Raw genomic sequence first — 18,436 nt, 5'->3', positions numbered from 1 at the left:
CAACCGGATTGTTCTTATTCGTGGCATCAAGTCCGTTTGTGCGAAGCGAGGAGAATACTGGTCTCCGTTGCGGCGATTCCGTCAATCAGGCGGATGCGCCGAAGTACTTCGTCGAAATCGGCAAGATTCGCCGTTTCCAGTTCCGCGACGATGTCCCAACGCCCGTTGGTCGCATAGATCGTCCTGACCTCCGGAATACCGCGCAACCGCCGCAACACGGTTTCCGCCGCCTTGCCCTCGACCTCGACCATCATGATCGAGCGCACGCCGCTCGGCGCCTCGGTCCCGGTCGTAATCGTGAAGCCCTGGATCACGCCCGTTTCGACCAATCTGTCGATCCGCGCCTTTACCGTCGCGCGCGATACGTTCAGGCGCTGCGCCAAGCTGGAGACGGGACTGCGGGCATCCGCGCGCAAGAGCGATATCAAGGCGTTGTCCAGATCATCCATGCCAATATGCCTATTATTGATCGTCAATTTGGTCAGTTTGATAGAAAAAATGCACAATTATCCGACTATATGCCGTCATATCCCTGTCGTACAAATGCTGTATGAGCATTGCCGAGAGGAAATACCCATGACAGCCGACATCCAATCCGGGGCGGAACAGAGCGCAGCGGACATCGTGCTGCTCGGTCTGCCCATTCAGGCGGGCACGCAGTTGCGCGGTTGCGCGATGGGGCCGGCGGCGCTGCGTACCGCCGGGCTGGCCGAATCGCTGCGGGACCTGGGACATCAGGTCGAGGATGCGGGCGATGTCGTCATCGCGCCGCAGCCGAACCGAACCCTCGAGGTTACGGCCTGGTCCAGGGCCGCCGACGCGAAAGCCTATGAAATCTCGCAAGGAAACAAATTCCCGATCTTCATGGGCGGGGATCACAGCATGGCCCTGGGGACGATCAATGCGATGGCGCGGCGTGCGCGCGATCAGGAACGCGATCTTGTCGTTCTGTGGCTCGATGCGCATTCCGATTACAACACGCCCGAAACCACACCCAGCGGGAACATTCACGGCATGCCGGTCGCCGGCCTGTGCGGCGAGCCGGGCATGGAATTCGTCTTCGAGGGTATGGACCGGGTGGGCGTCGCGCCCGCCGATTTTCATCTGTTCGGCATCCGCTCGGTCGACCGGATGGAACGGCAGTTGCTGTCCCGCCGCGGCGTATCGGTGATGGATATGCGCCTGATCGACGAGAAGGGGGTTTCCTATCTGATCGGCGGTATCTTGGAAGAGGTGGAGATGCGCGACGCCATGCTGCATGTCAGCCTGGATGTCGATTTTCTCGATCCTTCGATCGCGCCGGCGGTCGGTACCACCGTGCCGGGCGGCGCGACCTATCGCGAAGCGCATCTGATCATGGAGATGCTGAGCGATTCCGAATTGGTCACCTCGATGGATCTGGCGGAGTTGAACCCCTTCCTGGACGAGCGTGGGAAGACCTCTCTTCTGCTCGTCGATCTGGTCACCAGTTTGTTCGGCAAGAAGATCATCGACCGCGCCCCGCAGGACGTTAACCGCATGCAGGGCCCAGATTGGACCTACGCGGCCTGATCGATCCAAACGCGCGGTAAATTCAGTCAGAGTAGGAGAGTATCATGCCTTCCGCAGCCATGCAGGAAACCGGCGTCGCAGACCAATTGATCCGGACGGAAAAGCTTCTCGGCGCGCATAACTACAAGCCGATCGATGTCGTGCTCAGCCGCGGCGAAGGGGTGTATCTGTGGGACGTGGACGGTAACCGGTATCTGGATTGCCTGTCCGCCTATTCGGCGGTGAACCAGGGCCACTGCCATCCGAAGATTCTGGAAACCATGGTCGAACAGGCCGGAAAGCTGACGCTGACCTCGCGCGCCTTCCGGAACGATCAACTGGCGCCTTTTTACGAGGAAATCGCGGAACTGACCGGGTCCCACAAGGTTCTGCCGATGAATTCCGGTGCGGAAGCGGTGGAAAGCGCCATCAAGGCGGTCCGGAAATGGGGCTATGAAGTAAAGGGCGTGCCCGAGGACAAGGCGGAGATTATCGTCTGCTCAAACAATTTCCACGGCCGTACGCTGGGGGTGGTCGGGTTTTCCACCGATCCCGTGGCTCGCGGCGGATTCGGTCCCTTTGCGCCCGGCTTCAGGGTCGCCGCGTTCGGAGACATCGAGGCGTTCAAGGCGGCGATCACAGACAATACCGTCGCCTTCCTGGTCGAACCGATCCAGGGCGAAGCCGGCGTCATCATCCCGCCCGAGGGTTACCTGCGGCAGGTCCGCGAGATCTGCACCGAACGCAACATCACGCTGATCCTCGATGAAATTCAGACGGGCCTGGGTCGGACCGGCAAACTGCTCGCCGAAGAGCATGAGGGGATTGTGGCGGATGTGACCTTGGTCGGGAAGGCCCTGTCGGGTGGGTTCTATCCGGTCTCGGCCGTACTCTCTAACAGTGACGTCCTCGGCGTTTTGCAGCCTGGGCAGCACGGGTCCACCTTCGGCGGCAACCCGTTGGCCTGCGCCATTGCGCGCACCGCCATGCGGGTCCTTGTCGAGGAGGGAATGATCGAGAACTCCGCCAAGCAGGGGGCCTATCTCAAGGAAAGCCTGGAAGGCATTCGCGCCAATGCGGTGCGTGAGGTACGCGGCCGCGGATTGATGATCGCCGTCGAACTGGATCCGGAAGCTGGCGGCGCGCGGCGCTATTGCGAGGCTTTGAAGGACAAGGGAATCCTCTGCAAGGACACGCATGAGCATTCGATCCGCATCGCACCGCCATTGGTGATCGACCGCGGGCAGGTCGACTGGTGCCTGGAGCAGTTCGAATCCGTTCTCACCGCGCTCGACTGAGTTTCGTTCCCTGACATGCGGGAACAGGTCCTGGAACCCGGATGACGCCACGGAGTAATTGCCCTTCGCGCCGCGATTTGTTAGCGAACCGAACTGAGTTTCTTTTGATCAGGGGATAAGGCGATGCCCAAGGTTATCTACAGGCAACATGACGGGTCCGAGGAAACGGTTGATGTCCGGGCAGGGACCAGTTTGATGCTGGGGGCGTTGACGAATGGCGTCGAAGGCATCGAGGCGGAATGCGGCGGGTCCTGCATGTGCGCTACGTGCCACGTTTATGTGGACGAAGCCTGGCTCGACAAGCTCCCGAAAGTGCAGGTGCTGGAAGACGAGATGCTGGATGATACGGCTGCCGAGCGGAAGCCGAATAGCCGCCTCAGCTGCCAGATCGAGATGAGCGACGCGCTGGACGGAATCGTCGTCGAAATGCCGGAAACCCAGATCTGATGGCGGCGGACGAAACAGCGGGCCTTGTCGTCATCGGCGGGTCCCATGCCGGACACCAAGTGGCGATCGCAGCGCGTGGCGCCGGTTTCGAAGGCCCGATCACGGTGCTGAGCGACGAACGCGAACTGCCCTATCAACGCCCGCCCTTGTCGAAAGCCTATCTGATGGGCAAGCAGCCGCGCGAAGCGCTGCTTTTCCGTCCGGCCGGTTTCTATGAAGATCAGGGCATTGATATGCGGCTCGGTGTCGCCGCCACCACGATCGACCGGGCAGGGCACACGGTCACCTGCGACAACGGGACGGTCCTGCCATATCGGAAGCTGGTGATCGCAACCGGCACCCGGGTCCGTCCGCTCACCGTTCCCGGCGCGGAACTCGGCGGTGTTCACTATATTCGAACGCTGTCCGATATCGATGCGATCATGGCCGAACTGGATCGGGTGAAATCGGTCGTCGTCATCGGCGGCGGGTTCATCGGCCTGGAAGGCGCCGCCGCCCTGAAGACCATGGGGCGCGACGTTGCCGTTGTCGAGCTGGCCGACCGTCTCATGGCGCGCGGCGTCGGGAAGACGGTCAGCGGTTATTTCGCCGACCATCACCGCGAACAGGGAATCGATTTGCGTCTGTCGACCGGGGTCGAAAGCCTTGCCGGCGAGAACGGTCATGTCACCGGTGTCGTGCTTGGCGGCGGGGAAGTTCTTGCGGCGGATCTTGTGATCGTCGGGATCGGCGTATTGCCGAATCAGGAAATCGCGGCCGAGGCCGGGATCGATTGCGCCAACGGAATCATCGTCGATCAATTCACCCAGACCAACGACCCGGATATCCTTGCCGTGGGGGATTGCGCCCAGTTCGAAGGCCGCTTCTACGATGGGCCGCTGCGCCTTGAATCCGTGCAGAACGCGACCGATCAGGCGCGAACGGCCGGCGCCACTGTGGCCGGAGAAAAGAAACCGTATGACGCCGCGCCCTGGTTCTGGTCCGATCAGTTCGACCTGAAACTTCAGATGACCGGCATCACCGCCGGGTATGACAAGGAGATCATCCGCGGCGATGTTGCGGCGGGGGAATTCTCGGTGTTCTACTTCAAGGGCGACAAATGGCTGGGGACCGACACCGTGAACCAGCCGTCCAACCATATCGCCAGTCGCCGCTTGCTGGATGCGGGCTATGCCCTGACGCAGGCGGAAGCGGGGGACGAGGGGCTCGCCCTGAAGGAATTGGTCAAGGCTGCGCGCAAGGCCGGCTAGGGAACATCCAACCGTTCCGCCGACCGATAGCAAGAAAAGAGAAGGGGAGGCGGACAGGTGAAGATCACCAAAATCGAAAGCCGTGTATACGGCCACGACATGCCAAAGATGGGCTACAGCCAGGCCTGGTTCACACGCCGGTCCTGTCATTTGGTGCGCGTGGAAACCGATGAAGGCCTGGTCGGCGTCGGTGAGGTCTTCGGCGCGGGCAATGTCGCGCTCGGCAACAAGGCGATCGTTGAACAGGTGATCCAACCCATGTTGCTGGGCGAAGATCCGCTCGCCCGGCAGTATCTTTGGCACAAAGTCTACAATGCGTTGCGCGATCACGGCCAGAAGGGCATGCCGCTGCAGGCGCAATCGGCGATCGACATCGCCTTGTGGGACATCGCCGGTCAGGCGACGGGCCTGCCGCTGGTGAAGCTGCTCGGCGGCCCCTGCCGGGAAGAGGTCACGGTCTATGGATACGGCATGATGCTGCGGGAGGAGGAGGACCTTGAGGCCTCCTTCGCCGATGAAGCCGCCGCTATTGCCGATATGGGTTTCAAATGCACCAAGATGAAGATCGGCATGGGGCCGAAGAAGGACGTCAAACTGATAGAGGCCGTCCGCAATGCCATCCCCGAGGAGATGGGCCTCGGCGTCGACGCGAACCATGCCTATGCCTTCAAGGACGCGATGTATGTCGGGGCGGCGATGGACGAGATGGACATCGCCTGGTTCGAGGAACCGGTCGCCAATGAGGACCATCAGGGCTATCGCGATCTGTGCCAGGCCCTGAAGACGCCGGTCTCGGGCGGGGAGGCGGAGTTCACGCGCTGGGGTTTCCGCGACCTGATCGAGAAGCGCTGCGTCGATATCGTTCAGCCGGAAGTCTGCGGCTTGGGCGGGATCACGGAATATCTGAACGTATTGGCGCTGGCGCATACGCATTTCGTACCCTGCATGAACCATTGCTGGGGATCCGACGTCAGCGTGGCGATGACACTGCACCTGTTGTGCGCCCAGCAGGACCTGCCGGGCGGATTGTTCCCGCAAAGTCCGATGCTGGAATTCGATTCGACGATCAGCCATTTCCGCGACGAAATCCTGGAGGAACCGCTGGATATCTTCGGGCAGGTCAAACGACAGGACGGAAAGGCGAAGCCGCCCATGCGCCCCGGCCTGGGCGTCACCGTGAACTGGGAGGCCTTGGAGCGATACCGGGTGGCGTAATCGACGCTCGCGGATTGCATTTGACCGAAGAAATGCGCACCATGATACCCACGGATGGGCCTGAATTGGTCTCCTGGGGGAAGTCCTGGTCCTGGCCGGGCAAAGACGAGTTCGGTTCATGTTAGAGGAAATCCAAGCCTGCACCTTCGCGAGCTGGTCGCCGAAGATCGGCGATCCGCATATCATGGGCTGGGTGACGGTCGCCGCCTATGCCTTGGCCTCCCTTCTGGCGGTGCGCGCGGCAATGAAGGCGAAGCACATCTATTCGGATGAAACCGTGGCCATGCAGCGTTTCTTCTGGATCGCGCTGGCGGTCCTGTTCCTGTTCCTGGCGGTGAACAAGCAGTTGGACTTGCAGTCCCTGTTCACGGCAATCGGGCGCTGCCACGCCAAGATCAACGGCTGGTACGACGAGAGACGCGGATTCCAAAGGCAATTCATTTACGGGATGATGGGCGCGACCGCTTGCGGATTTGTCATCCTGGCTGTGGTCTTCCGTAAAATCCTACGGCCCAATTGGCTCGCCTTGCTGGGCGTTTTTCTGGTCATGACATTCGTCGCGGTGCGCGCGGTAGGGTTCCACCATTTCGACATCATCATCGGATATGAGATCGGCGATGTCAGGATGAACTGGGTCATGGAACTCGGCGGCATTGCCTTTGTCATTGCGGGGGCATTGTTCCTGCCGAAAAGAGGCCACGGCAACAGGCAGGCCGTTTATATCGATTGGAGCAAGCAGGAAGGTGAATCGCCGGGAAGCGGGTATTCCCGGTGACGGTGGTTTCCGGTGCGGGCCGGGTATGCTAAGCGTCTCGCCTGACGGCGCGCGCATATGAAAAAGCTACTACTGATCATAATTCCCGTATTGCTGCTTTTCGGTACCGCCGGGGGCGCGGCCTACTATTGGTTTGTCCTGAAAGACGCGACCGAGGAACCCGCCGAGCCCGAACCGCCGCCGCCACCGCCCGATCCGGAACTGGTCCAGCTCGAATCCTTGACCATTCCCGTCATTCGGCAGGGAACGGTTAAGAAGTATATCCTGTTGAAGATCACGCTTCAGGTCATGGACCAGGACGGCAAGGAATTGGCCAATCAGGTCATGCCCCGGATCAAGGAAGAAACCTACCTATCGCTTCACGACTATTTTTCGGCAGCCCCTCTCGACCAGCCGATCAGTATTGTGGCAATCAAGCGTCGCCTCCGAAAAATAGCGGAAAAAAATATCGGGTCCGAGAACCTGGTCGATGTCCTGATCGAGGGCATCTACGAAAAACGCGGAAGCTGACCTGTTCAAAACTGCTTAAGTGAAACGCCTCATGTCTATCCTGTCCGGCAAGCTTTCGGCCTTCTCTGGGTCGGACCCGACCAAACGCAACGTCATTCTATTGGCGGTTTGCCTCGCGTTGAGCATGTCCGGGACCAGCCTGAACATGGTCATCTCCGCGCTGACGGGCAAAATGCTGGCGGATCCGAACGCGACGGTGACCCTGCCGTTCCTCGGCACTTTGCCGGAAGCCAGTTTAGCGACACTGCCGCTCAGCATGCAATTCATCGGCACCATGATGGCGACGATCCCGGCATCGATGTTCATGCGCCGGGTTGGCCGCCGGGTCGGTTTCACCATCGGACAATTCATCGGTGCCGGCGGGGCGGCTCTCGCCTGCTACGCTATCCTGGAAGGCAGTTTCTGGATGTTCACCGTCTGCGGTTTGATCATCGGCTTCCACAATGCGTTCTGGCAGTATTACCGCTTCGCGGCATCCGAAACCGCGAGTGAGGCCTTCCGCCCGCGCGCCATATCGCTGGTCATGGCCGGCGGCGTTGTCGCCGCCGTGGTTGGCCCGACCCTGGCCAGGGAGAGCCAGGACCTCATGGCGCCGGTCATGTTCGCGGGGTCTTATGCCGTCGTGATCGTTCTCTGCCTGATCACGGTCGTGGTGCTTCAGTTCATCCGAATTCCGAATTTGGCGCCCGAAGAGCGTCGCGATACCGGCCGCCCGATGGGCCAGATCGTAAAGCAGCCGGTTTTCGTCATCGCCGTGATCGCAGCCATGCTGGGTTATGCGGTGATGTCCTTCGTGATGACCGCGACGCCGCTTGCCATGCAGGTCTGCGGCTTTGACGTGGCCGACACCGCCTTTGTCATCCAATGGCACGCACTGGGCATGTTCGCGCCCAGTTTCTTCACCGGCTCGCTGATTCGTCGATTTGGTGTGCTGAACATCATCAAGCTCGGCACCGTGCTGAACATCGCCTGTGTTGCGGTCAACCTGTCCGGGGTCGATATCGAGGAGTTCTGGCTCGGCCTTTTGCTGCTCGGCGTTGGCTGGAACTTCATGTTCATCGGCGGGACGACGCTGCTGACCAGCACCTATACGGCGACGGAGCGGAACAAGGTTCAGGCTCTCAATGATTTCATTGTCTTCGGATCGGTCAGCGTGGCGAGCCTGTCGGCCGGCATGTTGCAGAATCTGGTGGGCTGGGACGCGGTGAACATGGCGATCATCGGACCGGTACTGGTCGTCTTCCTGGCCGCATTGTGGCTGCGTTTCTACCGGCCGGACGGTGCCCGATTGGCCTGATCGATCCGCCGCATTGCACGGTCAATTCCTCTACTTGCCTAAATTTACACCTTCCCGTAGCTTTTTTGCGGTTCGCGCCCCGGCTTAGGTCGGGGCGACGTATACTGTGTCCCTGTTGCCGGAAGGCAGACGGCGAAGGGCAAAACCCCGCGATTGGGGGCGTTCAGGCGGCGACAAGACCGCCAGGCGGGTATCCCCTATCGGGATAAACTTCAAGTTTGGGAAGGGTCAGAGGAAAATGATTTACCTTATTATCGGCTGCGGTGTGCTGGCGGTCCTGTACGGGCTGTTCACCTCGCGTGCCATTATCGCCTCGAGCGCCGGTAACGAGCGCATGCAGGAAATCGCGGGCGCGATCCAGGAAGGCGCGTCCGCCTATCTGAACCGGCAGTACACGACGATCGGTATCGCCGGAATCATCGTGGCGGTGGTGCTGTTTCTGACGTTGGGCATGACCACGGCGGTCGGTTTCCTGATCGGCGCGGTGATGTCCGGTGCCGCGGGTTATATCGGCATGATCGTCTCGGTCCGCGCGAACGTTCGGACGACGGAGGCGGCGCGTACCAGCCTTGCTGCCGGGCTCAGCATGTCTTTCCGCTCCGGTGCGGTGACGGGGATGCTGGTCGCGGGTTTGGCCCTGCTGTCCATCGCTGTCTACTACGCCATCCTCAGCAATACGGGCGCAACCGGCCGTGACATGATCAACCCGCTGATCGGCCTAGCCTTCGGCGCGTCGCTGATCTCGATCTTTGCCCGTCTCGGCGGCGGTATCTTCACCAAGGGCGCCGATGTCGGCGCCGACCTCGTCGGTAAGGTGGAAGCCGGTATCCCGGAAGACGATCCCCGCAACCCGGCGGTGATCGCCGATAACGTCGGCGACAATGTCGGCGATTGCGCGGGCATGGCCGCCGACCTGTTCGAGACCTATGTCGTCACCATCGGCGCCACCATGGTCCTGGCCCTGCTGTATCTCGGCAACAACCCGAACCTGGAACAGATGTTGATCTACCCGATGGCGATCGGCGGCGTTTGCCTCGTTGCGTCCATCATCGCGACCTTCTTCGTACGGTTGGGCAGCAGCAACAACATCATGGGCGCGCTGTACAAAGGCTTCTTCGCCTCGGCGGTCATCTCGGCGATCGCGCTGTATCCGATCACGGAAATGACCATCGGAACGGCCACGGAACTGACGATCGGCGCGACGACCTTCACCGGCATGGACCTGTTCTGGTGCGGCATCACCGGTCTGGTGCTGACGGGCCTGATCGTATGGGTCACGGAATACTACACCTCGACTGAATTCCGTCCGGTCCGTTCCGTCGCCAAGGCGTCCGAAACCGGTCACGGCACCAACGTCATCCAGGGCCTCGCCGTTTCCATGGAAGCGACCGCGGTCCCGGCCATCCTGATCTGTGCCGCGATCATCGTGACCTACCTGTTCGCGGGTCTGTTCGGCATCGCCATCGCGGTGACGACGATGCTGGCGCTGGCCGGTATGGTCGTGGCGCTCGACGCTTACGGTCCGGTGACCGATAACGCGGGCGGTATCGCGGAAATGGCCGAGTTGGAAGACAATGTCCGCAACACCACGGATGCCTTGGACGCCGTTGGCAACACCACGAAAGCGGTGACCAAGGGCTATGCCATCGGTTCCGCCGGTCTCGGTGCGCTGGTGCTGTTCGCGGCTTATACCTCGGACCTGGATGCCTATTTCAGCGATGTGAACGTGAACTTCTCGCTGTCCAACCCGTATGTCGTGGTCGGTCTGCTGCTCGGCGGCCTGCTGCCCTACCTGTTCGGTGCGATGAGCATGACCGCTGTCGGCCGCGCCGGCGGTGCGGTCGTCGTTGAAGTGCGCCGTCAGTTCAAGGAACTGCCGGGCATCATGGAGGGCACGACCAAGCCGGAATATGGCCGCTGTGTCGACATGCTGACCAAGACCGCCATCAAGGAAATGGTCATTCCGTCGCTGCTGCCGATCTTCTCGCCGATCGTGATCTATTTCGTGATCAACGCGATTGCCGGGCAGGCGGCCGCCTTCGCGGCGCTCGGCGCCCTGCTTCTCGGCGTGATCGTCACGGGCCTTTTCGTCGCGCTGTCGATGACGGCCGGCGGCGGTGCCTGGGATAACGCCAAGAAGTACATCGAAGACGGCAACCACGGCGGCAAGGGGTCCGAAGCCCATAAGGCTGCGGTTACCGGCGACACCGTCGGCGATCCGTACAAGGATACGGCGGGCCCGGCCGTGAACCCGATGATCAAGATCACCAACATCGTGGCGATCCTGCTTCTGGCGGCCTTGGCGCACTAAAAGGCGCCGAACGCCGACTTAACCATTCAACCCGGTTCGCTGGGTGGAAAAAAAACTGACCCCCGGGGCGATGCCTCGGGGGTTCTTGTTTCCTGGTGTGGCGTTATTTGGAGCGTGCTATTGCGGAAGGGTCCTAGTATCCCGATCCGCCGACCTTGCCGAGATTGCCGAAAATCTGCTCGAAGAAGCCCAGCTCCTTGCCGGCCGTCGGGGTCGTCCGGTCGCTGGTCGCGATGTCGCGGGCGTCGTCCTGTGTGTAGGTCTCGACATGTTCGAGGAAGCCGTTGTCGTTGAAATACAACGCGAGGACCTTCTGCTCGACGACTTCTTCCTCCAGGAAGGCCCAGCGTTCCGTCCGCCGGCTCATGTAATACCAGATGTTGTCGTCGAACGTACCGATCACCGATGGGCTGCCCAGGATCGATTCGACCTGCGATTTCCGCTGTTTGCCCACTTCCAACTGTTCGATCTGGTAGTCGCGCGGAAGGTTGCCGCGCAGCGCCGTCTTCGGCGTGCAGGCGGTGACCGCGACCGCGATCACGGCGACGCCAGTCAAGAGGCGGGCTGTTCTACCGATATTGGGAAGAAGGGCGGTTTGTTTCATCATGAGCTGAATGGTTGGCGCTGTTTCGCTACGTTTCATTTACTGCTTCGACCCCTTGCATATGGGATCACCCGGCGCGGCGTCCAAGGCGGCCCCTGAACGTTTTCAGGGGCGGGACCTTGACCCCGCCGCGATTAGGGCCGATTTGGTGGGCAAACTCGCACCGGCCCCTGATCGTGTCAATTCGGGAACGCCGTGTCGCAGCGCTCGTTTCATTGATCTATAGAGAATGTCATGCCCCTGTTGCGCGCCTTTCGACGCTTTCTGGACCTGGACAGTCACGATCCCCGGGCGGTCGCGCTGTATGGCACGGTGGTGGAGCAAGCCAGAAAACCGGTTTTCTATACCGGTCTGAAGGTCGCCGACACGGTGGATGGTCGCTTCGATATGATCGTGCTGCATCTCTTCCTGATCCTGAACCGATTCCCGCGTGAAGAGCGGCAAAGTCCGGTCCTGCGGGCGCTGTTGGAGGAGCATTTCGCGGATATGGACAATTCGCTGCGGGAAATCGGTGTCGGGGACCTGAGCGTGCCGAAAAAGATTCACCGCATGATCGATGCCCTCTACGGGCGTTTCGAAACGTATGAGAAGGCCCTGGGCGGAGCGACGCCGGTGGAGGATATCGCCGACGCCCTGACGCGAAACGTCTACCGGGGCAATGAGGCCGAGGGGCCGGGATTTGCCGCGGCTCTGGAAGGCCTGACGCGTTATGTATTGGAAGCCAGGACCGCGCTTGCCGCGCAGGATCCCGCCGCCATTCTAGGCGGCACGGTATCCTTCCCGGAGCCCCGGTCCGGAACAGGAAATGAAGCATGACTGAACACGACGATCAGACGGGCACCGCCGTTTCCGTGGCGGAGAGAGAATTCTCGATTTGGGTCGATCCGGATTCTCTGCCGGGCGAGGGGCGTCATGTGCGTCTGGCCCCGACGGAGGACGAGCGCGGCGCGATCGCCAAGCGGCTCGGCCTGTTGGGACTGCCGGCCTTCACCGCCAAGGTGCATCTGCGTCCTGCCAAGGGCGGCGGGCGCGGGGTCAAGGTCACCGGCATGCTGGAAGCCCGCGTGGTGCAGGCCTGTGTTGTTTCGCTGGACCCGGTGGAAGAAGAGGTCAACGAGGAATTCGACGCCGAATTCGGTCCCGTCGAGGAAGCGGTGAACCTGGAACTGACCCTGGAAGATGAAGATCCTGTGGAGCCCTTCGAACCCCAGGGCATCGACATAGGGGAACTGGTCGTCCAACACCTTTCGCTGTCGCTGAATCCGTATCCGCGGGCGGAAGGCGTGGCCGTCGAGGACCTTCTGAAAGACGATGGCGGGAAGCAGAAGGCGGAGGTCATTACCTTGAATGCGCCCAGCGGGCCGTTCGCGGAGCTTGCAAAACTGAAGCGTAAGGATTAAGTCACCGCCACGGTTTGAGGGTGGATCGCCGTACGGGTGTCCGCGCATGCTGAACTATTGCATGCTGCGGCTTGTCGTCGCTGATCAAATCCTTTATGAAGCCGCTCGTTTCTCATTTGTCGAAAGTTGAAGAAAATGGCTGTACCCAAAAGAAAGGTGAGCCGTTCGCGTCGCGATATGCGCCGGGCTCATGACTCCCTGAAAAGCGCGGCTCATGCCGAATGCCCGAACTGCGGTGAGCTGAAGCGTCCGCATCATGTTTGCGCATCCTGCGGTCATTACGACAACCGCGAGGTTGTGGAAGCGGCCGGACTCTGATTGCCTGTTCTGATGGCGTCCGGTCGGTTGGACAGGGGCGCTCAATAGCTCGCACGGGCCCGGACCGCCTCCTTCAAGGGACGATAAGGGCCCTTTAAGGCAAAAGAACAAGGCAAGCGGCGGGACATCGCTTTGGCGGATCGGCTGACAATTTCGCTGGACGGTATGGGGGGCGATCACGCCCCCGATATTGTTGTTACGGGCGCCGCCATTGCGCGGGAACGTCTGCCGAACGCCTATTTCCTGCTCTATGGCGACGAAGCGCGTCTCCGCCCCTTGGTGGAGGCGCAGCCGTTGCTGTCCGGCTGTGTCGAGATCCGGCACACGGACAAGGCGATCTCCAATGACGACAAGCCGTCGGCGGCGTTACGGAACGGCAAGCAGTCCAGTATGCGGCTGGCGATCGACGCGGTGAAGGCCGGTGAGGCCTCCTGTGCCGTGTCCGCCGGCAATACCGGCGCCTTGATGGCGATGGCGATGTTCGGCCTGCGCACCTTGCCCGGAATAGACCGGCCCGCGATCTGCTCGGTCCTGCCGACGATGCGCGGTGAAAGCTGCATGCTCGATCTTGGCGCCAATGTGGAATGCGGCGCCGAGAATCTGGTGCAGTTCGCGGTGATGGGCGAGGTTTTCGCGCGCACCGTGCTGGGTTTGGCCAAGCCGACGATCGGTCTCCTCAACATCGGGGTAGAGGATCTGAAGGGCAAGGAAGAGGTCAAAACCGCGGCGAATACGATTCGAAACAGCAATTTGCCGATCGAATTCAAAGGCTTCGTCGAAGGTGACGATATCTCCAAAGGGACCGTCGATGTTATCGTGACCGACGGTTTCACGGGCAATGTCGCGCTGAAGACCGTGGAAGGTACGTCCAAACTGATCAGCACTTTCATTCGCGAGACTTTCCAGAGCAGCCTGCTTGCCAAGATCGGTTATCTGTTCGCCAGCCGTTCGATCGACAAGCTGCGGCTGCGGTTGGATCCGCGGCGCTACAATGGTGCGGTCTTCCTGGGGTTGAACGGCATCGTGGTGAAAAGCCACGGCGGTACCGACGGTATCGGGTTTGCGAACGCCATCGGCGTGGCTGCCGATATGGCGGTTCACGGGTTCATCGATGCAATGAAGGCGGATTTTGAGAGCTTGCAGGCCGATTCTCAGGCCGTGCGGGAGGCTGCAGCACAATGAGTATTCTTCGGTCCCAGGTCATCGGCGTCGGCAGTTACCTTCCGGAACAAGTACTTACAAATGATGATCTGGCGAAGAAGGTCGATACCTCGGACGAATGGATCGTCAAGCGGACGGGGATCAAGCAGCGCCATATCGCGGCCGAGGGCGAACTGACCTCGGATTTAGGGCGGGAAGCGGCCCTGCGGGCGCTGTCGGCGGCCCAGGTCAAGCCGCAGGATGTCGACTTGATCGTTCTGGCGACCACGACCCCGGACAATACCTTTCCCGCGACGGCGGCACGCATCCAAAGCCAGCTCGGCGTAACCAAGGGACCGGCTTTCGATGTGCAGGCGGTCTGCAGCGGTTTCGTCTTCGGCCTCGCCATGGCGGACAACATGATCCGCTTGGGGCAGGCGACCACCGCATTGGTGATCGGTGCGGAAATCTATTCCCGCATCCTGGACTGGAACGATCGCGGGACCTGCGTCCTGTTTGGAGACGGTGCCGGCGCGGCCGTTCTGCGCGCGGTCGATGGTGCGGGCAGCAGCACCGATCGCGGGATCCTCTCCACGCATCTCTATACTGACGGTACCCGTTACGACCAACTCTATGTCGACGGCGGGCCGGCGACGAACGGTTCCTCCGGTCATGTCCGGATGCAGGGGCAGGAAGTTTTTCGTTTTGCGGTCAATAGCATGGCCTCCTCTGTTCGGACGGGACTTGAGGCGAATGGCCTGACCTTGAAGGACATCAACTGGCTTATTCCCCATCAGGCCAACAGCCGGATCATCGCCAAGGTCGGGGAAACGCTCGGCGTCGACGAGGACAAGGTGATCGTCACGGTCCAGAACCACGCCAATACCTCAGCGGCCACCATTCCGCTGGCACTGACCCATGGTTTCGAGCGCCAGCTGTTCAAGCCGGGCGATTTGCTGGCCCTGACCGCAATGGGCGGCGGATTCTCCTGGGGGTCGGCAATTCTGCGTTGGTAGGACCGCCCGGTCCAATCCGTTCCGGTAATCGGTTTTCCACCCGGAGCTTCTCGTTGACCTCGGTAAGGCCCGACGTTAACCTCATGAAATAGCCAAAGTTTTGCGCAACGACGCCGAGGCGGTTTAGGGGGGTGAACCCGACCTTCCCGGCTCTTTCACAGTCCTGCAAAGGCGGCGGGGGAGAATATGGTTGAGAAGACGGTTACCCGCGCGGAATTGTCCGAAGCGGTATACCAGGAAGTTGGCCTATCCCGGAATGAATCGGCGGATCTGGTCGAGGCGGTCTTGAGTGAAATGTCGGATGCGCTTACTCGCGGGGAATCCGTGAAGATCTCGTCCTTCGGCAGCTTTTCGGTGCGTCAGAAGGGCGAACGTATCGGCCGAAACCCGAAAACGGGTGAGGAAGTGCCGATTCTGCCCCGCAAAGTCTTGGTTTTCAGACCGAGTCACGTTCTCAAGAACAGAATCAACGCGAATCTGAAAGACTAGACATTCGGTTTAACCGAATGGACGGGCGGCCGGATGGAAACATACCGGCGCGGTAGGACGGTTTTTGACCATGGCAGAGAAGAGCGCAGTCACGGGCGGCCGAAACGAGTCCAGGGGCGGCAAGTCTGATGCGGCCTTTCGGACCATCAGCGAAGTTTCCTCCGATCTCAACATCCCCCAGCATGTGCTGCGGTTCTGGGAAACGAAATTCGCCCAGGTAAAGCCGATGAAGCGTGCCGGCGGGCGCCGCTACTACCGGCCCGAAGACGTCCAGCTTCTCTCGCGTATTCGCGATCTTCTCTATTCCGAGGGTTATACGATCCGTGGGGTGCAAAAGCTGTTGCGGGAAAAGGGGCCGAAGGGCCTTCTGGCCGAGGCGGAGGATGTTTCCGCGACCGCGCCAGAACCCGCGCCGACAGCGGAACCCGTCGTGACGGAAGCCGCAGCCGAGGTCAGTGCACCTGTGGATACCGGGCCGCAGGGCTCGTTGTTCCCGATGGCGCCGGCGGGCATGCCGGCCGCGACCAAGGCGGCCCTGAAGGAAATCCTGGCGGAACTTAAGGAAATCCGCGACGCGCTCTAGACGCTGCCTTCCGCGCGGATGGAAGGGCCGAGCAGTTCGGTGAGCTCCGCCTGAACCTCGGCGATGCTGAGACGGGAGGCGGGCCGGGGAATGGGGGTCTCGCTGATCCTTTTCAGCGCTGCGCCGGCAAGTGGCACCGACGCTTCCGCCACGGCCTCCATTTCGTCGATCTTGCCATTGCAATGCAGCAGCAGATCGCATCCCGCCGCGATGGCCTTGTCCGCGCGGCAGACCATTTCACCGGTCAGCGCGTTCATCGAAAGATCGTCGGTCATCAGCGGGCCTTCGAATCCGATCCTGTCTCGAATGATGTCTTGGATGCCGGTGGCGGATTGCGTGATCGGACGGTCGGGATCGACCGCCGTCAGCACCAGATGTGCGGTCATGCCCCACGTTCCCGCGCGACAGGTGACGAATGGTTTGAAGTCCGTTTTTTCCAGAATAGTCAGATCGGTATCGATGATCGGCAATCCGTGATGGCTGTCGACCAATGCCCGTCCGTGGCCCGGAAGGTGTTTGATCACCGGCATGACGCCCGCTTCCCGGAATCCCTCCACGGCGGCGAGGCCCAGTTTCCCTACAAGGTCGGGATCCTTCCCGTAGGACCGGTCGCCGATCACGGCGCTGGCCCCCTCGAACCGCAAATCCAGACAGGGGGCGCAATCGACGGTGATGCCGAGGCCACGCAACTGCAGGCCGATGCTAAGGGCGTGCAGCCGGGCGGCGCGGATGCCGGCCGCCTCGTCCCGTTCGGCCAGGTCGGCGATCCGTCCCGCAGGCACCGCTTCCTGGAAACGGGGCGCGCGCAGGCGCTGGACCCGGCCGCCCTCCTGATCGATCAGAATCGGCAATTCATCCCTGCCGCTGATTTCGCGCAAAGCGGCGGTGAGGGCGCGAACCTGATCGGCATCCTTGATGTTGCGGGCGAACAGAATGAACCCGAACGGGTCCACCGAACGGAAAAAGTCGATTTCACGCGCAGTCGGCATCAGGCCTTCCAGGCCGAAGATTGCATTTGTCACTTTCATGGCTGTTATTTACTCCGCCCAACCGTCGGGTGATTGTCCATCGCGGCGTCCCAGCCGTTCGGTTCGTAGAGGACGATCGTGCTGCCCGGTGCGCCGATCTTGAAGTCGACGGGGACAAGATCTGACAGGGCGTCCAAGACGGCCTGTTTGCGCTCCGGCGGCGCGACGAAAAGCATGAAACCGCCGCCGCCGGCACCCAACAACTTACCGCCATACGCCCCTGCGGCGATTCCGGCTTCGTAAATCTCGTCGACGCGATCGGTCGAGACCGTCTCGTGGATCTCACGCTTGTTGCGCCAGGATTCTGCCATCAACCGGCCGAATTCGGCGATTTCCCGGTCCGGAGCGATCAGGATGTTGAAGGCTTCCTCGGCCATTTCGCGCAGGTTGTGCAATTGCGCCTGACGCTTCGGAATGTTCTCGATCTGGTTTTTTGCGTATTGGTCGGCGAACCGGGAAAAGCCGGTAAAGACCATGATCAGATGGCTCTCCAGCTCGCGCCTGCGGTCGGCGGATATCACCAACGGCGTTACCTTATGGGATCCGTCCGGCCTGAATTCGATGTAGTTCGTCCCGCCATGGGCCGCCCAGATCTGGTCCTGATCGCCGACATTTTCGCCGATCAGATTCTGTTCGATATGGGTGACCTCGTCGGCCAGCCTGGCCGGTTTGTGCATGCGGCCCAGCAAAGCGGACGCGGCGTTGTACATGCCGCAGGTAAAGGACGAACTGGACCCGACACCCGTCCGCGCGGGTAGGTCGCCGTCATGGTGGATTTCCACGCCTTTATGGATTCCCAGATATTTCAGCACGGCCCGAACGCTGGGATGCTCGATCTCGTCGATCGAAGCGACGGTCTCCACCTTGGAATAGACGATGCGGTGCTTGTGCTCGAAGAAGGGTGGCAAATGCCGGATCGTGACGTGGCAGTATTTGTCTATCGCGGTGCCGATGACGGCGCCACCATGCTCCCTGTACCAAGCGGGATAATCGGTCCCGCCACCGAAGAAGGAGACGCGATAGGGGGTTCTGGCGATAATCATACGCGGCGATCTCTTCTGAGATGTAGTTTCGATCTTCCGACCGGTTGCCCGGCTGGTCCATCGGATCGGGCTTCTGCCCGTCGCTTAACAATGCATCTCACTATATCCGGCCTCACTGTTGAATGGCAAAGGATTGCTGGCCGAGTGGCATTTGCTGACCGGGCGGGTGTTGATGGCGGCAC

Annotated in this window: 20 protein-coding genes; 16 read left to right on the top strand and 4 right to left on the bottom strand. The window is 60.9% G+C overall.

Annotated features, from left to right (window positions below; all coding sequences use genetic code 11):
- Positions 1-26: 26 nt before the first annotated feature.
- Positions 27-449: an Lrp/AsnC family transcriptional regulator gene (locus ACQK2G_RS11305; RefSeq protein WP_425405134.1), complete on the bottom strand. Its 423-nt coding sequence runs from the start codon at positions 447-449 to the stop codon at positions 27-29.
- 127 nt (positions 450-576) lie between these two features.
- On the opposite strand from ACQK2G_RS11305, the gene rocF reads away from it, so the two are divergent.
- From rocF to ACQK2G_RS11260, 9 genes are all read left to right on the top strand, one after another.
- Entirely contained in the window at positions 577-1,551 is a 975-nt protein-coding gene (rocF, locus tag ACQK2G_RS11300; protein ID WP_425405133.1) for an arginase, read from the top strand.
- A gap of 44 nt (positions 1,552-1,595) precedes the next feature.
- Entirely contained in the window at positions 1,596-2,828 is a 1,233-nt protein-coding gene (gene rocD / locus ACQK2G_RS11295; protein WP_425405132.1) for an ornithine--oxo-acid transaminase, read from the top strand.
- A gap of 123 nt (positions 2,829-2,951) precedes the next feature.
- Positions 2,952-3,275 (top strand): 2Fe-2S iron-sulfur cluster-binding protein, encoded by a 324-nt coding sequence (locus ACQK2G_RS11290; protein ID WP_425405131.1) that lies wholly within the window; start codon positions 2,952-2,954, stop codon positions 3,273-3,275.
- The gene (locus tag ACQK2G_RS11285; RefSeq protein ID WP_425405130.1) at positions 3,275-4,525 is read left to right on the top strand and encodes an NAD(P)/FAD-dependent oxidoreductase; all 1,251 of its coding nucleotides are present in this window, start codon (positions 3,275-3,277) and stop codon (positions 4,523-4,525) included. The genes ACQK2G_RS11290 and ACQK2G_RS11285 overlap by 1 nt, the downstream gene beginning before the upstream one ends.
- A gap of 57 nt (positions 4,526-4,582) precedes the next feature.
- Entirely contained in the window at positions 4,583-5,740 is a 1,158-nt protein-coding gene (locus ACQK2G_RS11280; protein ID WP_425405129.1) for a mandelate racemase/muconate lactonizing enzyme family protein, read from the top strand.
- A gap of 118 nt (positions 5,741-5,858) precedes the next feature.
- Positions 5,859-6,515, top strand: coding sequence for a hypothetical protein (locus ACQK2G_RS11275; RefSeq protein WP_425405128.1), 657 nt, complete (start codon positions 5,859-5,861; stop codon positions 6,513-6,515).
- A 57-nt stretch (positions 6,516-6,572) separates the two neighbouring features.
- Positions 6,573-7,025, top strand: a complete 453-nt coding sequence (locus tag ACQK2G_RS11270; RefSeq protein WP_425405127.1) for a hypothetical protein — start codon at positions 6,573-6,575, stop codon at positions 7,023-7,025.
- A gap of 31 nt (positions 7,026-7,056) precedes the next feature.
- On the top strand, positions 7,057-8,322 hold the full coding sequence (locus tag ACQK2G_RS11265) for an MFS transporter (protein WP_425405126.1): 1,266 nt from the start codon (positions 7,057-7,059) through the stop codon (positions 8,320-8,322).
- A gap of 238 nt (positions 8,323-8,560) precedes the next feature.
- Positions 8,561-10,633, top strand: coding sequence for a sodium-translocating pyrophosphatase (locus tag ACQK2G_RS11260; RefSeq protein WP_425405125.1), 2,073 nt, complete (start codon positions 8,561-8,563; stop codon positions 10,631-10,633).
- A gap of 133 nt (positions 10,634-10,766) precedes the next feature.
- Here ACQK2G_RS11260 and ACQK2G_RS11255 read toward each other — a convergent pair whose 3' ends face one another.
- Complete coding sequence (locus tag ACQK2G_RS11255) at positions 10,767-11,276, bottom strand: outer membrane protein assembly factor BamE (protein WP_425405124.1); 510 nt, start codon at positions 11,274-11,276, stop codon at positions 10,767-10,769.
- 195 nt (positions 11,277-11,471) lie between these two features.
- On the opposite strand from ACQK2G_RS11255, the gene ACQK2G_RS11250 reads away from it, so the two are divergent.
- The 7 genes from ACQK2G_RS11250 (at position 11,472) to ACQK2G_RS11220 (ending at position 16,183) form a co-directional block, all read left to right on the top strand.
- On the top strand, positions 11,472-12,053 hold the full coding sequence (locus ACQK2G_RS11250; RefSeq protein WP_425405123.1) for a ubiquinol-cytochrome C chaperone family protein: 582 nt from the start codon (positions 11,472-11,474) through the stop codon (positions 12,051-12,053).
- The gene (locus ACQK2G_RS11245; RefSeq protein ID WP_425405122.1) at positions 12,050-12,637 is read left to right on the top strand and encodes a YceD family protein; all 588 of its coding nucleotides are present in this window, start codon (positions 12,050-12,052) and stop codon (positions 12,635-12,637) included. Before ACQK2G_RS11250 ends, ACQK2G_RS11245 begins: the two co-directional genes overlap by 4 nt.
- Positions 12,638-12,772: 135 nt before the next feature.
- A complete protein-coding gene (gene rpmF, locus ACQK2G_RS11240; RefSeq protein WP_425405121.1) occupies positions 12,773-12,955 on the top strand; it encodes a 50S ribosomal protein L32 in 183 nt (60 codons plus the stop codon).
- A gap of 132 nt (positions 12,956-13,087) precedes the next feature.
- A complete protein-coding gene (gene plsX / locus ACQK2G_RS11235; RefSeq protein ID WP_425405120.1) occupies positions 13,088-14,137 on the top strand; it encodes a phosphate acyltransferase PlsX in 1,050 nt (349 codons plus the stop codon).
- Positions 14,134-15,111 (top strand): beta-ketoacyl-ACP synthase III, encoded by a 978-nt coding sequence (locus ACQK2G_RS11230; RefSeq protein ID WP_425405119.1) that lies wholly within the window; start codon positions 14,134-14,136, stop codon positions 15,109-15,111. Before plsX ends, ACQK2G_RS11230 begins: the two co-directional genes overlap by 4 nt.
- 186 nt (positions 15,112-15,297) lie before the next feature.
- Positions 15,298-15,600, top strand: coding sequence for an integration host factor subunit alpha (locus ACQK2G_RS11225; RefSeq protein ID WP_425405118.1), 303 nt, complete (start codon positions 15,298-15,300; stop codon positions 15,598-15,600).
- A 70-nt stretch (positions 15,601-15,670) separates the two neighbouring features.
- Positions 15,671-16,183, top strand: coding sequence for a MerR family transcriptional regulator (locus tag ACQK2G_RS11220; protein ID WP_425405117.1), 513 nt, complete (start codon positions 15,671-15,673; stop codon positions 16,181-16,183).
- On the opposite strand, the gene nagZ is transcribed toward ACQK2G_RS11220, so the two are convergent.
- Complete coding sequence (nagZ, locus tag ACQK2G_RS11215; protein WP_425405116.1) at positions 16,180-17,211, bottom strand: beta-N-acetylhexosaminidase; 1,032 nt, start codon at positions 17,209-17,211, stop codon at positions 16,180-16,182. The genes ACQK2G_RS11220 and nagZ overlap by 4 nt on opposite strands.
- A 5-nt stretch (positions 17,212-17,216) precedes the next feature.
- The gene (locus ACQK2G_RS11210; protein WP_425405115.1) at positions 17,217-18,254 is read right to left on the bottom strand and encodes a kinase; all 1,038 of its coding nucleotides are present in this window, start codon (positions 18,252-18,254) and stop codon (positions 17,217-17,219) included.
- Positions 18,255-18,436: the final 182 nt, after the last annotated feature.

Origin of the sequence: Hwanghaeella sp. (genome assembly GCF_965227365.1) — a bacterium.
Taxonomy (GTDB): Bacteria; Pseudomonadota; Alphaproteobacteria; order UBA8366; family Aestuariispiraceae; genus Hwanghaeella.
The sequence above is the reverse complement of the archived record's forward strand: the minus strand, read 5'-3'. Positions and strand labels throughout refer to the sequence as shown.